This is a genomic window from Pseudomonas sp. Soil_N_39, assembly GCF_057655955.1.
The window spans coordinates 470,709-483,818 of record NZ_JBDGLI010000002.1 but is presented as its reverse complement, the minus strand read 5'-3'; the positions used below and the strand labels follow the sequence as shown (position 1 = coordinate 483,818).

Here is a 13,110-nt window from a genome sequence, read left to right as displayed (position 1 = left end):
CTTTCTTTTAGCGATAAGCCGCGCCACTCACCACCGGCCCGGGAACCTGAAGGAGCCAGCATGAGCCTGCCCAATCCTGCCGAACTGATCAGCCAGATGGCGATTCGTCTCACGGCACACCTGGAACAACGCGGCATCAGCGAACCGCGCTACATCGGCATTCGCACCGGTGGCGTCTGGGTCGCCCAGGCCTTGCTCGATGAACTGGGCAGCCAATCGCCCTTGGGCACCCTGGATGTGTCCTTCTACCGCGACGACTTCAGCCAGAACGGCCTGCACCCGCAAGTACGCCCCTCGGCGCTGCCGTTCGAGATCGAAGGCCAGCACCTGGTGCTGATCGACGACGTGCTGATGAGCGGCCGGACCATCCGCGCCGCTATGAACGAACTGTTCGACTACGGCCGCCCAGCCAGCGTGACACTGGTATGCCTGCTGGATCTGGACGCCGCCGAGCTGCCGATCCGGCCGAACGTGGTCGGTGCGACGCTGACGCTGGCCGCCCATGAGCGGGTCAAGCTCTCCGGGCCGTCGCCGCTGCAACTCGAACTGCAAGACCTTGCCCTTTAACTGCCCTTGTAAGAGTCCATCGCGATGACGCCTCTCGAAACCAAGCGCCCGCTGCAGCTCAACGATCAGGGCCAGCTGCGGCACTTCCTGTCCCTCGACGGCCTGCGCCGCGAGCTGCTGACGGAAATCCTCGACACTGCCGACTCGTTCCTCGAAGTCGGCGCCCGGGCGGTGAAGAAAGTCCCGTTGCTGCGCGGCAAGACCGTGTGCAACGTGTTCTTCGAAAACTCCACCCGCACCCGCACCACCTTCGAACTGGCGGCCCAGCGCCTGTCGGCGGACGTGATCACCCTCAACGTGTCCACGTCCTCGGCGAGCAAGGGCGAAACCCTGCTCGACACCCTGCGCAACCTCGAAGCCATGGCCGCCGACATGTTCGTCGTGCGTCACGGCGACTCCGGCGCTGCGCACTTCATTGCCGAGCACGTGTGCCCGCAAGTGGCGATCATCAACGGCGGCGACGGCCGTCACGCCCACCCGACCCAGGGCATGCTCGACATGCTGACCATCCGTCGGCACAAGGGCAGCTTCGAGAACCTGTCGGTAGCCATCGTCGGCGACATCCTGCACTCGCGGGTGGCCCGCTCGAACATGCTGGCCCTCAAGACCCTTGGCTGCCCGGACATCCGCGTGATCGCGCCGAAAACCCTGCTGCCCATCGGCGTCGAGCAATACGGCGTGAAGGTCTACACCGACATGACCGAAGGCCTCAAGGATGTGGATGTGGTGATCATGCTGCGCCTGCAACGCGAGCGCATGACCGGCGGCCTGCTGCCCAGCGAGGGCGAGTTCTACCGCCTGTTCGGCCTGACCACGGCGCGCCTGGCCGGGGCCAAGCCGGATGCCATCGTCATGCACCCGGGGCCGATCAACCGCGGCGTGGAGATCGAGTCGGCGGTGGCCGACGGGCCGCACTCGGTGATTCTCAACCAGGTGACCTACGGCATCGCCATCCGCATGGCCGTACTGTCCATGGCCATGAGCGGGCAAACGGCCCAGCGCCAATTCGACCAGGAGAACGCCCAGTGAAGCTCAGCATTCTCGGCGCACGCGTGATCGATCCAGCCAGTGGCCTGGATCAAGTGACCGACATTCATATCGATGCCTGCAAGATCGTCGCCCTTGGCGCGGCGCCGACGGGTTTTGTCGCGGTCGACATCCTCGACGCCCAAGGCCTGGTGGCCGCTCCCGGCCTGGTGGACCTGAACGTCGCCCTGCGCGAACCGGGCTACAGCCGCAAAGGCAGTATCGTCAGCGAAACCCGGGCCGCCGCTGCCGGTGGCGTGACCAGCCTGTGCTGCCCGCCGCAGACCAAACCGGTGCTGGACACCTCGGCCGTGGCCGAACTGATCCTCGACCGCGCCCGCGAAGCCGGCAACACCAAGGTCTTCCCGATTGGCGCACTGAGCAAAGGCCTCGACGGTGAGCAACTGGCCGAGCTCATCGCCCTGCGTGACGCCGGTTGTGTGGCGTTCGGCAACGGCCTGAACAGTTTCCGCAACACCCGCACTCTGTGCCGAGCCCTGGAATACGCAGCAACCTTCGGCCTGACAGTGATCTTCAACTCCCAGGACCACGACCTGGCCGAAGGTGGCCTGGCCCACGAAGGCCCGACCGCCAGTTTCCTCGGCCTGCCGGGCATTCCGGAAACCGCCGAGACCGTGGCCCTGGCCCGGGACCTGCTGTTGGTGGAACAAAGCGGCGTGCGCGCCCACTTCAGCCAACTGACCAGTGCCCGCGGCGCGGCGCTGATCGCCCAGGCCCAGGCTCGTGGCCTGCCGGTGACCGCCGATGTGGCGCTGTACCAGTTGATCCTGACCGACGAAGCGCTGATCGGCTTCAACAGCGTCTACCACGTCCAGCCGCCGCTGCGCACCCGCGCCGACCGCGACGGCTTGCGCGAGGCAGTGAAGTCCGGGGTGATCTCGGCCATCTCCAGCCATCACCAACCCCACGAACGCGACGCCAAGCTGGCCCCGTTCGGCGCCACCGAGCCTGGCATCAGCAGCGTCGAACTGCTGCTGCCGCTGGCCCTGACGCTGGTGGAAGATGGCTTGCTGGACCTGCCGACCTTGCTGGCGCGCCTGAGCGCCGGCCCGGCCCAGGCGCTGCAATTGCCGGCGGGGAAACTGGCGGTTGGCGCGGCAGCGGATCTCGTGCTGTTCGACCCAGCCGCGTCCACCGTGGCCGGTGAAGCCTGGCGTTCCAAGGGCGACAACTGCCCGTTCCTCGGCCACAGCCTGCCGGGGGTGGTGCGCTACACCTTGATGGATGGGCGGATTACTCACCAGGCCTGATACCGCGCCGCTCCTATCGCGAGCAAGCTCGCTCCCACAGGGGGATCTTCGGTGAACACATGATCTGTGAACACCTCGATCCAGTGTGGGAGCGAGCTTGCTCGCGATGCAGGCGACTCGGTCTTACTGGAACGCCCCACGTTTCTGCGCATTCCGAATCGAAACCTGATCGTTCAGCGTCCAGAAGTCATACAGCACCCCAAGGAAAAACACCCCGCCGGTCAGCAGGTAGATAATCCCGCTGAGCCATTTGCCCTGATACATCCGGTGTACGCCCAACACCCCGAGAAACGTCAGCAGAATCCACGCCACGCTGTACTCGATCGGCCCTGGGGTAAAACGCAGGTCCGCTTCGCGATCCATGGCCGGGATCAGGAACAGGTCGATCAGCCAACCTATGCCCATCAGGCCGAAGGTGAAGAACCAGATCGTACCCGTGACCGGCTTGCCGTAATAGAAGCGGTGAGCGCCGGTGAAACCGAAAATCCACAGCAGGTAGCCAATGACTTTGCTGTGGGTATCGCGGATTGCGTCCTGCTGATAGCTGTTCATGAATGGCCTCTTTTGCCTCGATAGAAAAATTTGTTCGGACTTTTTGTGACTTTTTTGTGTCTCGCCGACAAGCGGTCCTGAGCGACTTTGAACCAAGGAAACCCCCGTGGTGTCTGGCTTCTGTCGGACAATCGGGTCAACTTGTCGCAATTATGGGGGGTTGGCGCCAGGTTTCGAATCGACAAACGGCCTCGGAATCGCAAAAAAAGCTGTTATAAAGTTGCGCGCTAACCTTTAAGAGCCCTGCCTAATGCGTCCATTTTTCAAGACATGGCTAACCATCTGCCTATTATTGCCCCTGGCCGCCCACGCCACCAATCGTGAGCAACGTCTTCCCAACGTCAACGGCTATACCCCGAAATCCCATGTTTCTGCTCCTTCGAGCAAGAACAAGCAAAGCGTCCAGCGCGTGAGCACCGCCCGCAGCCGACTGGTGCCACCCATGGCAACCAAGACGACCAGCAATGTCCTGAGCCGCGCCGTGAATGTTCTCGGCACACCCTATCGTTGGGGCGGCAGCAGCCCAAGTAAAGGTTTCGATTGCAGTGGTTTGGTGAAATACGCGTTCAACGACGCCACGTTCGACCTGCCGCGCACGTCCAACGCGATGGCCGCCGGCCATGGCGAGAAAGTCGAGCGCAAGGACCTCAAGCCTGGCGACCTGATCTTCTTCAAGCTCAAGAGCCGCCGGGTCAACCACGTGGCCATCTACCTGGGCAACGACCGCTTCATCCACGCCCCGCGCCGCGGCAAGTCGGTGACCATCGACACGCTGAACAAGCCGTACTGGAACACTCATTACGTGGTCGCCAAGCGAGTTCTGCCGAAAGAACCGGGTGCACTGCGCGTGGTTCAGCGCTGATCTGGTATTTGTGTCGCGGCTGACTGCCCCATCGCGAGCAAGCTCGCTCCCACATTTGATCTTCAGTGGTCACATAATTTGTGAACACCTCAGACCAAATGTGGGAGCGAGCTTGCTCGCGATGGGACCCGCAAAAACGCTGCAAACTCCCTAGAAGTTATCCGGCGTACGCGCCCGCTCCCGGGCATGTTCGCGACTGATCAACCCTTTGTTCACCAAGTCCTTCAAACACATATCCAGCGTCTGCATACCCAGCGAGCCGCCGGTCTGGATCGACGAGTACATCTGCGCCACCTTGTCTTCACGGATCAGGTTACGGATGGCCGAGGTCCCCAGCATGATTTCATGCGCCGCGATCCGGCCGCCGCCGATCTTCTTGATCAGCGTCTGGGAAATCACCGCCTGCAACGACTCCGACAACATCGAGCGAACCATGGATTTCTCGTCACCGGGGAACACGTCCACCACCCGGTCGATGGTCTTGGCCGCCGATGTGGTGTGCAAGGTGCCGAATACCAGATGCCCGGTTTCGGCGGCGGTCAGCGCCAGGCGGATGGTCTCCAGGTCGCGCATCTCGCCCACCAGGATCACGTCCGGGTCCTCCCGCAGGGCTGAACGCAGGGCCGTGGAGAAACCCTGGGTGTCGCGGTGCACCTCGCGCTGGTTGATCAGGCATTTGCGCGGTTCGTGAACGAATTCGATAGGGTCTTCGATGGTGAGGATGTGATGGTGCTTGTGGCTGTTGAGGTGGTCGATCATGGCCGCCAGGGTGGTGGACTTGCCCGAACCGGTCGGCCCGGTCACCAGCACGAGCCCGCGCGGCGACTCGGTCACTTTGCGAAACACCTCGCCCATCCCCAGGTCTTCCATGGTCAGGACTTTCGACGGAATGGTCCGGAACACCGCCCCCGCGCCGCGATTCTGATTGAAGGCGTTGACCCGGAATCGCGCTACGCCCGGCACGTCGAAGGAAAAGTCGGTCTCCAGAAACTTTTCGTAATCCACCCGTTGCCGGTCATTCATGATGTCGTAGATCAGCTCATGGACCTGCTTGTGGTCCAGCGCCGGCAGGTTGATCCGCCGCACATCGCCATCCACGCGGATCATCGGCGGCAGGCCGGCGGACAGATGCAGGTCCGACGCCCCCTGCTTGGCGCTGAACGCCAGTAACTCAGTGATATCCATAGCGCTCCTCAATTCCAGTAGAATGCCGCGAACCTCACCGCTGGCGCTTCTTTATGTCCACGATAGCAGACAACATCGCTCAGGTTAGTTCGCGCATCCGCGCTGCGGAGCAGGCCGCCCGGCGTGCCGAAGGCAGCGTCCAACTGCTGGCCGTGAGCAAGACCAAGCCCGCCCAGGCCCTGCGTGAGGCTTATGCCACCGGCCTGCGGGACTTCGGCGAGAACTACCTGCAAGAGGCCCTGGGCAAACAGGTCGAATTGACCGACCTGCCCTTGATCTGGCACTTCATCGGCCCCATTCAATCGAACAAGACGCGCGCTATCGCCGAACACTTCGACTGGGTGCATTCCGTGGATCGCTTGAAAATTGCACAGCGCCTGTCCGAGCAGCGCCCGGCCGAGTTGCCGCCGCTGAACATCTGTATCCAGGTCAACGTCAGTGGTGAGGCCAGCAAATCCGGCTGCACCCCGGCGGACCTGCCCGCCCTGGCCAGCGCCATCAGCGCTTTGCCACGCTTGAAGCTGCGTGGGCTGATGGCGATTCCCGAACCCACCGAAGAGCGTGACGCGCAGGATGCCGCCTTTGCCGCCGTTCAACGCCTGCAAGCCAGCCTGGCACTGCCGCTGGACACGCTTTCCATGGGCATGAGCCACGACCTCGAGTCGGCCATTGCCCAGGGCGCCACCTGGGTGCGCATCGGTACTGCCCTGTTTGGCGCCCGCGACTACGGTCAATCCTGAACCATGGCCGACTCATCTCTTTATAAGGACCTGTCATGAGCAACACGCGTATTGCCTTCATCGGCGCCGGCAACATGGCCGCCAGCCTGATCGGCGGCCTGCGGGCCAAGGGCCTGGACGCTTCGCTGATCCGCGCCAGCGATCCGGGTGAAGAGACCCGCAACCGAGTGAGTGCCGAACACGGCATCGAAACCTTTGCCGACAACGCCCAGGCCATCGACGGCGCCGACGTCATCGTGCTGGCGGTCAAGCCGCAAGCGATGAAAAGCGTCTGCGAGGCCCTGCGTCCGAGCCTCAAACCCCATCAACTGGTGGTGTCGATTGCCGCTGGCATCACCTGCGCCAGCATGAACAACTGGCTCGGCGAGCAGCCGATCGTACGTTGCATGCCCAACACTCCGGCGCTGCTGCGCCAGGGCGTCAGCGGCCTGTTCGCCACGCCACACGTGACCGCCGAACAACGCCAGCAGGCCGAAACGCTGCTGTCCGCCGTTGGCCTGGCCCTGTGGCTGGACACCGAACAGCAACTGGACGCGGTCACCGCCGTCTCCGGCTCGGGCCCGGCGTACTTCTTCCTGCTGATCGAAGCCATGACCGCCGCTGGCGAAAAACTTGGCCTGACCCGGGAAACCGCCGCCCAGTTGACCTTGCAGACCGCCCTCGGCGCCGCGCACATGGCGGTGTCCAGCGACGTCGATGCGGCCGAGTTGCGTCGCCGCGTGACCTCGCCGGCCGGCACCACCGAAGCGGCCATCAAATCGTTCCAGGCCGGGGGCTTCGAAGCCCTGGTGGAAAAAGCACTCGGCGCCGCCGCGCACCGCTCGGCCGAAATGGCCGAACAACTGGGCCAATAAGGAGCCATTCATGATTGGATTGAACACTGCAGCGGTCTACGTGCTGCAAACCCTCGGCAGCCTGTACCTGCTGATCGTGCTGCTGCGCTTCGTGCTGCAACTGGTACGTGCCAACTTCTACAACCCGCTCTGCCAGTTCATCGTCAAGGCTACCCAGCCGCTGCTCAAGCCGCTGCGCCGGATCATCCCGAGCCTGTTCGGCCTGGACATGTCGTCGCTGGTCCTGGCGATCCTCGTGCAACTGGCGCTGATGGCCCTGACCCTGCTGCTGACCTACGGCACCACCGGCAACCCGCTGCAATTGCTGATCTGGTCGATCATTGGCGTGACCGCGCTGTTCCTGAAGATTTTCTTCTTCGCCCTGATCATCAGCGTGATCCTTTCGTGGGTCGCGCCGGGTAGCCATAACCCGGGTGCAGAGCTGGTGAACCAGATCTGCGAGCCGGCCCTGGCGCCGTTCCGCCGCATCGTGCCGAACCTCGGCGGCCTGGATATCTCGCCGATCCTGGCGTTCATGGTGCTCAAGCTGATCGACATGCTGGTGATCAACAACCTGGCGGCGATGACCATGATGCCGGAGATCCTGCGGCTGCTGATCTGATCCACACCCTCCTGATCGGTCAGCACCGATCTATGTGGGAGCAAAGCTTGCTCGCGAAACAGGCACCTCGGTCCCTGGAAGACCGCATCGTCCTCATCGCGGGCAAGCCTTGCTCCCACGGGGTTTGCGCCGGGCGGACAATCAGCGCCGCCCTTTGCTTGCCGCCCGCCACAGCGGTCTTTAGACTTACGCCTCATTTCAACGCGAGCAGGGTCGATGCCAGCTGCCTTTCCCCCCGATTCCGTTGGTCTGGTGACGCCGCAAACGGCGCATTTCAGCGAGCCCCTGGCCCTGGCCTGCGGCCGTTCGTTGCCAGCCTATGACCTGATCTACGAAACCTACGGCACCCTCAATGCCACGGCGAGCAATGCCGTGCTGATCTGCCACGCCTTGTCGGGGCATCACCACGCCGCCGGCTATCACAGCGTCGACGACCGCAAGCCCGGCTGGTGGGACAGTTGCATCGGCCCGGGCAAGCCCATCGACACCAGCAAGTTCTTCGTGGTCAGCCTGAACAACCTGGGCGGCTGCAACGGTTCCACCGGCCCCAGCAGCCTCAACCCGGACACCGGCAAGCCCTTCGGCGCCGATTTCCCGGTGCTGACCGTGGAAGACTGGGTCCACAGCCAGGCGCGCCTGGCCGACCGCCTCGGTATCGGCCAGTGGGCCGCCGTGATCGGCGGCAGCCTGGGCGGCATGCAAGCCCTGCAATGGACCATCACCTACCCGGACCGCGTGCGTCATTGCCTGGCAATCGCCTCGGCCCCCAAGCTGTCGGCGCAGAACATCGCCTTCAACGAAGTGGCGCGCCAAGCGATCCTCACCGACCCGGAATTCCACGGCGGTTCGTTCCAGGAACACGGCGTGATCCCCAAGCGCGGGTTGATGCTGGCGCGGATGGTCGGGCACATCACCTACCTGTCCGACGACTCCATGGGCGAGAAATTCGGCCGTGGCCTCAAGAGCGAAAAGCTCAACTACGACTTCCACAGCGTCGAGTTCCAGGTCGAGAGCTACCTGCGCTATCAGGGTGAAGAGTTCTCCGGGCGTTTCGACGCCAACACGTACCTGTTGATGACCAAGGCGCTGGACTACTTCGATCCGGCGGCGAACTTCGACGATAACCTGGCGAAAACGTTTGCCAGCGCCACCGCCAAGTTCTGTGTGATGTCGTTCACCACCGACTGGCGCTTCTCCCCGGCGCGCTCGCGGGAACTGGTGGACGCGCTGATGGCCGCGCGCAAGGACGTCTGCTACCTGGAAATCGACGCGCCCCAGGGCCACGACGCCTTTTTGATTCCGATCCCGCGCTACCTGCAGGCGTTCGGCAACTACATGAACCGTATAACGCTGTGAGGACGCCATGAGAGCCGATCTGGACATCATCCAGGAATGGATCCCCGCCGGCAGCCGCGTGCTCGACCTGGGCTGCGGCAACGGCGAACTGCTGACCTGGCTGCGGGACAACAAACAGGTCACCGGCTACGGCCTGGAGAACGACCCGGACAACATCGCCGAGTGCGTGGCCAAGGGCATCAACGTCATCGAGCAGGACCTGGACAAGGGCCTGGGCAACTTCGCCAGCAACAGCTTCGACGTCGTGGTCATGACCCAAGCGCTGCAAGCGGTGCACTACCCGGACAAGATCCTCGACGAAATGCTGCGGGTCGGGCGCCAGTGCATCATCACCTTCCCCAACTTCGGCCACTGGCGCTGCCGCTGGTACCTGGCGAGCAAGGGCCGCATGCCGGTCTCGGATTTCCTGCCCTACACCTGGTACAACACGCCGAACATCCACTTCTGTACCTTCGAGGATTTCGAAGCGCTGTGCCGCGAACGTGAAGCCAAAGTCATCGATCGCCTGGCCGTGGACCAACAGCATCGCCACGGGTGGGCCAGCAAGCTATGGCCTAATCTGTTAGGTGAGATAGGCATTTATCGGGTCAGCAGCCCAGGCCTTGCCGATCATCAGGTCGCGGTGTGAGCCCCGGCCTAACCAGGAGCACGACATGAAACGTCTCGCGTTGTTTCTCATCACCGCTTGCCTGAGCGTTGGCACCATGGCCGCCGATGTCATCAAGGCCGAGCGGATGGAAAAATTCGGTGATATCACCGTGCATTACAACACCTTCAATTCCACCTTCCTGACGCCGGACATTGCCAAGGCAGCCGAGCTGACTCGCAGCAAGAATCAAGGCGTTATCAATGTTTCGGTGATCAAGGGCGGCAAGCCTCTGATGGCTCAAGTCAGCGGCTCGGTCAAGGATCTCACCAGCAGCTCCGTCCCGCTGAAATTCAAGCAAGTGATTGAGCAAGGCGCGATCTACTACATCGCCCAGTACCCGGTGGAACAACAGGAAGTCCGGACCTTCGAAATCGAGGTGCAAACCGGCGACAAGATCAACACCCTCAACTTCAACCAGGAACTGTTCCCGGGCCAATGATCAACCTTACCCAACTCGTATTGGCCAGCCACAACGCCGGCAAACTCAAGGAACTGCAGGCCATGCTCGGCGGGTCGGTGCAGTTGCGCTCGATTGGCGAATTCAGCCAGGTGGAACCGGAAGAGACCGGCCTGTCGTTCGTCGAGAACGCCATCCTCAAGGCCCGTAATGCCGCGCGCATCTCGGGCCTGCCGGCGCTGGCCGACGATTCCGGGCTGGCCGTGGACTTCCTCGGCGGCGCACCGGGCATTTACTCGGCCCGTTACGCTGATGGCAAAGGTGACGCGGCGAACAACGCCAAGCTGCTCGACGCCCTCAAGGATGTGCCCGAAGCCGAGCGTGGCGCGCAGTTCGTGTGCGTGCTGGCCCTGGTGCGCCACGCCGACGATCCGTTGCCGATCCTCTGCGAAGGCCTGTGGCCCGGGCGCATTCTCACCGAAGCCAGCGGCGAGCACGGTTTTGGCTATGACCCGTTGTTCTGGGTGCCGGAGCGCGATTGCTCCAGCGCCGAGCTGGGGCCGGTGGAAAAGAACCAACTGAGCCACCGCGCCCGCGCCATGGCCCTGCTGCGTCAACGCCTGGGCCTGCAATGATCGACGACGCTCCCGCACCGCTGATCCATGGCGGTGTACAAACGCCTCGGGCGCCACTGCCGGTGCTGCCGCCCCTGGCGTTGTACGTCCACATCCCGTGGTGCGTGCGCAAATGCCCGTATTGCGACTTCAACTCCCACACCGCCAGCCCGCAACTGCCGGAAGAGGAATACGTCGACGCCCTGCTGGCCGACCTCGACCAGGATTTGCACGCGGTTTACGGTCGCCCGTTGAGCTCGATCTTTTTCGGTGGCGGCACTCCAAGCCTGTTCAGTGCCCAGGCCCTGGGGCGGTTGCTCAAAGGTGTCGAGGCACGGATACCGTTCGCCCAGGACATTGAAATCACCCTGGAAGCCAACCCCGGCACGTTTGAACAAGAAAAATTCGTCGCTTACCGGGCCTTGGGCATCAATCGCCTGTCCATTGGCATCCAGAGCTTCCAGCAGGCCAAGCTCGAAGCCCTGGGCCGGATCCATAACGGTGACGAGGCGGTGCGCGCCGCTGGCATGGCCCGACAAGCCGGGTTCGACAACTTCAACCTGGACCTGATGCATGGGCTGCCCGATCAGTCCCTCGACGACGCCTTGAGCGACCTGCGCCAAGCCATCGCCTTGAAACCGACCCACCTGTCCTGGTACCAGTTGACGTTGGAGCCGAACACGGTGTTCTGGAACCAGCCGCCGACCTTGCCCGAAGACGACACGCTGTGGGACATCCAGGAAGCCGGGCAAGCCTTGCTGGCCGAACACGGCTACGCTCAATACGAAGTCTCGGCCTACGCCCAGCCCGGTCGGGCGGCGCGGCATAACCTGAATTACTGGAGCTTCGGCGACTTCATCGGCATCGGCGCCGGCGCCCACGGCAAGCTCAGCCATCCGGACGGGCGCATCGTGCGCACCTGGAAGACCCGCCTGCCCAAGGACTATCTCAACCCGGCCAAAAGCTTCCAGGCGGGCAAGAAAACCCTGGCCAATGAAGAACTGCCGTTCGAGTTCCTGATGAACGCGCTGCGCCTGACTGCGGGCGTGGAAGCGCAGCTGTACCCGGAACGCACCGGGCTGCCCCTGCAAAGCTTGACCAAAGGCCGGCGCGAGGCCGAACAAAGCGGGTTGTTGCAGGTCGAACCGACACGTCTGGCGGCCACCGAGCGCGGACAGTTGTTTCTCAATGACTTGCTGCAGACATTTCTGAGCTGATCAACACAAGGAAATCGAATGGATCTGGTACTCGACCTGCTGGCCACCGTATCCCGCTGGAGCCGCAGCAACCTGTCGGAAATCTCCCTGGCATTGGTAGGCTGCCTGCTGGTGCTGTTTGGTGCCGACATCAAGGGCTGGGTCGAACAACGCCTGGGCAGCATCGCCGGCGCCTTGCGCGTCCCGTTGATCGCCCTGCTGTGCATGATCGGCAGCGGCGCCGCGCTGATCTATACCACGCCGTGGATCGTCAGGGGCTTGAGCCAGTTCAACAACTACAGCCTGGCGCCGGTGTTGTTGGTGGTGCTGGTGTTGATTGGCGTGGTGGCGGATCGGCGCTGATCCGACAGCCATCACAAAACAACTGTGGGAGCGAGCTTGCTCGCGATGAGGCCATAACATCCAACATCAATGTTGACTGTCATGCCGCCATCGCGAGCAAGCTCGCTCCCACAGGGGATCCCGTTTCAGCAGGGGCTTCGGTGTTTAAGCCACCTTCTCGAACTTCAAATCCCAAACCCCATGCCCAAGCCGTTCGCCACGGCGCTCGAACTTGGTGATCGGCCGTTCGGCCGGTCGTGGCACGCACTTGCCGTCTTCGGCCAGGTTGCGATAACCCGGGGCGACGTTCATCACTTCCAGCATGTACTCGGCGTAGGGTTCCCAGTCGGTGGCCATGTGCAGCACACCACCGACCTTCAATTTACTGCGCACCAGTTCAGCGAACGATGCCTGGACGATACGGCGCTTGTGGTGCCGGCTTTTGTGCCAAGGATCCGGGAAAAACAGCATCAACCGGTCAAGACTGTTGTCGGCCACGCAGCGGTTGAGCACTTCGATGGCGTCGCAATCGTAGACCCGCAGGTTGGTCAGCCCTTGAGTCAGCACGCCGTTGAGCAACGCACCGACGCCGGGACGGTGGACTTCCACGCCGATGAAATCCTGCTCCGGCGCAGCGGCGGCCATTTCCAGCAACGAGTGGCCCATACCGAAGCCGATTTCCAGCGAGCGCGGAGCCGAGCGGCCGAAGACCTGGTCAAAATCCACCGGTGCGTCGGCCAGGGGCAGGACGAATAAAGGCGCGCCCTGCTCCAGGCCGCGCTGCTGGCCTTCAGTCATGCGCCCGGCGCGCATCACGAAACTCTTGATGCGGCGGTGCTGGCGCTCTTCGCCGTCTTCCGGCAGGACCGGCGTGTCGTTCGATTCAGTCATCAATGGC

General features: G+C 62.9%; 16 protein-coding genes. 13 read left to right on the top strand and 3 right to left on the bottom strand.

Features of this window, described 5'->3' with window-relative positions; translation table 11 throughout:
* Positions 1-60: 60 nt before the first annotated feature.
* The 3 genes from pyrR to AC3A5O_RS04545 are packed head-to-tail and all read left to right on the top strand — an operon-like array spanning position 61 to position 2,864.
* Positions 61-567, top strand: a complete 507-nt coding sequence (pyrR, locus tag AC3A5O_RS04555; RefSeq protein WP_305468751.1) for a bifunctional pyr operon transcriptional regulator/uracil phosphoribosyltransferase PyrR — start codon at positions 61-63, stop codon at positions 565-567.
* Positions 568-591: 24 nt separating this feature from the next.
* Complete coding sequence (locus AC3A5O_RS04550; protein WP_003177495.1) at positions 592-1,596, top strand: aspartate carbamoyltransferase catalytic subunit; 1,005 nt, start codon at positions 592-594, stop codon at positions 1,594-1,596.
* On the top strand, positions 1,593-2,864 hold the full coding sequence (locus tag AC3A5O_RS04545) for a dihydroorotase (RefSeq protein ID WP_487752886.1): 1,272 nt from the start codon (positions 1,593-1,595) through the stop codon (positions 2,862-2,864). The genes AC3A5O_RS04550 and AC3A5O_RS04545 overlap by 4 nt, the downstream gene beginning before the upstream one ends.
* Before the next feature lie 123 nt (positions 2,865-2,987).
* On the opposite strand, the gene AC3A5O_RS04540 is transcribed toward AC3A5O_RS04545, so the two are convergent.
* The gene (locus AC3A5O_RS04540; RefSeq protein WP_305491275.1) at positions 2,988-3,416 is read right to left on the bottom strand and encodes an NINE protein; all 429 of its coding nucleotides are present in this window, start codon (positions 3,414-3,416) and stop codon (positions 2,988-2,990) included.
* 250 nt (positions 3,417-3,666) lie between these two features.
* Between AC3A5O_RS04540 and AC3A5O_RS04535 the strand changes: the two genes are divergently transcribed.
* Positions 3,667-4,278: a C40 family peptidase gene (locus AC3A5O_RS04535; protein ID WP_122567396.1), complete on the top strand. Its 612-nt coding sequence runs from the start codon at positions 3,667-3,669 to the stop codon at positions 4,276-4,278.
* Positions 4,279-4,428: 150 nt separating this feature from the next.
* Here AC3A5O_RS04535 and AC3A5O_RS04530 read toward each other — a convergent pair whose 3' ends face one another.
* Positions 4,429-5,463, bottom strand: a complete 1,035-nt coding sequence (locus AC3A5O_RS04530) for a type IV pilus twitching motility protein PilT (RefSeq protein ID WP_122567397.1) — start codon at positions 5,461-5,463, stop codon at positions 4,429-4,431.
* Between the two features lie 53 nt (positions 5,464-5,516).
* Here AC3A5O_RS04530 and AC3A5O_RS04525 point away from each other — a divergent pair, with 53 nt between their 5' ends.
* The 9 genes from AC3A5O_RS04525 (at position 5,517) to AC3A5O_RS04485 (ending at position 12,233) form a co-directional block, all read left to right on the top strand.
* A complete protein-coding gene (locus AC3A5O_RS04525) occupies positions 5,517-6,203 on the top strand; it encodes a YggS family pyridoxal phosphate-dependent enzyme (protein WP_487752885.1) in 687 nt (228 codons plus the stop codon).
* 35 nt (positions 6,204-6,238) lie between these two features.
* Positions 6,239-7,057, top strand: a complete 819-nt coding sequence (gene proC, locus AC3A5O_RS04520) for a pyrroline-5-carboxylate reductase (RefSeq protein ID WP_305491276.1) — start codon at positions 6,239-6,241, stop codon at positions 7,055-7,057.
* A gap of 10 nt (positions 7,058-7,067) precedes the next feature.
* Positions 7,068-7,658 carry a YggT family protein gene (locus AC3A5O_RS04515; RefSeq protein WP_210641784.1) on the top strand — a complete coding sequence of 197 codons (591 nt, stop codon included), beginning with the start codon at positions 7,068-7,070 and terminating at the stop codon, positions 7,656-7,658.
* Positions 7,659-7,874: 216 nt separating this feature from the next.
* A complete protein-coding gene (gene metX / locus AC3A5O_RS04510) occupies positions 7,875-9,014 on the top strand; it encodes a homoserine O-succinyltransferase MetX (RefSeq protein WP_487752884.1) in 1,140 nt (379 codons plus the stop codon).
* A 7-nt stretch (positions 9,015-9,021) separates the two neighbouring features.
* Positions 9,022-9,642, top strand: coding sequence for a methionine biosynthesis protein MetW (metW, locus tag AC3A5O_RS04505; protein WP_122567402.1), 621 nt, complete (start codon positions 9,022-9,024; stop codon positions 9,640-9,642).
* A 25-nt stretch (positions 9,643-9,667) separates the two neighbouring features.
* Positions 9,668-10,102, top strand: coding sequence for a DUF4426 domain-containing protein (locus AC3A5O_RS04500; protein WP_487752883.1), 435 nt, complete (start codon positions 9,668-9,670; stop codon positions 10,100-10,102).
* Positions 10,099-10,695 carry an RdgB/HAM1 family non-canonical purine NTP pyrophosphatase gene (gene rdgB, locus AC3A5O_RS04495; protein WP_122567404.1) on the top strand — a complete coding sequence of 199 codons (597 nt, stop codon included), beginning with the start codon at positions 10,099-10,101 and terminating at the stop codon, positions 10,693-10,695. The genes AC3A5O_RS04500 and rdgB overlap by 4 nt, the downstream gene beginning before the upstream one ends.
* Positions 10,692-11,891 carry a radical SAM family heme chaperone HemW gene (hemW, locus tag AC3A5O_RS04490; RefSeq protein WP_487752882.1) on the top strand — a complete coding sequence of 400 codons (1,200 nt, stop codon included), beginning with the start codon at positions 10,692-10,694 and terminating at the stop codon, positions 11,889-11,891. Before rdgB ends, hemW begins: the two co-directional genes overlap by 4 nt.
* Before the next feature lie 18 nt (positions 11,892-11,909).
* Entirely contained in the window at positions 11,910-12,233 is a 324-nt protein-coding gene (locus AC3A5O_RS04485; RefSeq protein ID WP_487752881.1) for a DUF3392 domain-containing protein, read from the top strand.
* A 144-nt stretch (positions 12,234-12,377) separates the two neighbouring features.
* On the opposite strand, the gene trmB is transcribed toward AC3A5O_RS04485, so the two are convergent.
* On the bottom strand, positions 12,378-13,103 hold the full coding sequence (trmB, locus tag AC3A5O_RS04480; RefSeq protein ID WP_305468756.1) for a tRNA (guanosine(46)-N7)-methyltransferase TrmB: 726 nt from the start codon (positions 13,101-13,103) through the stop codon (positions 12,378-12,380).
* Positions 13,104-13,110 lie beyond the last annotated feature (7 nt).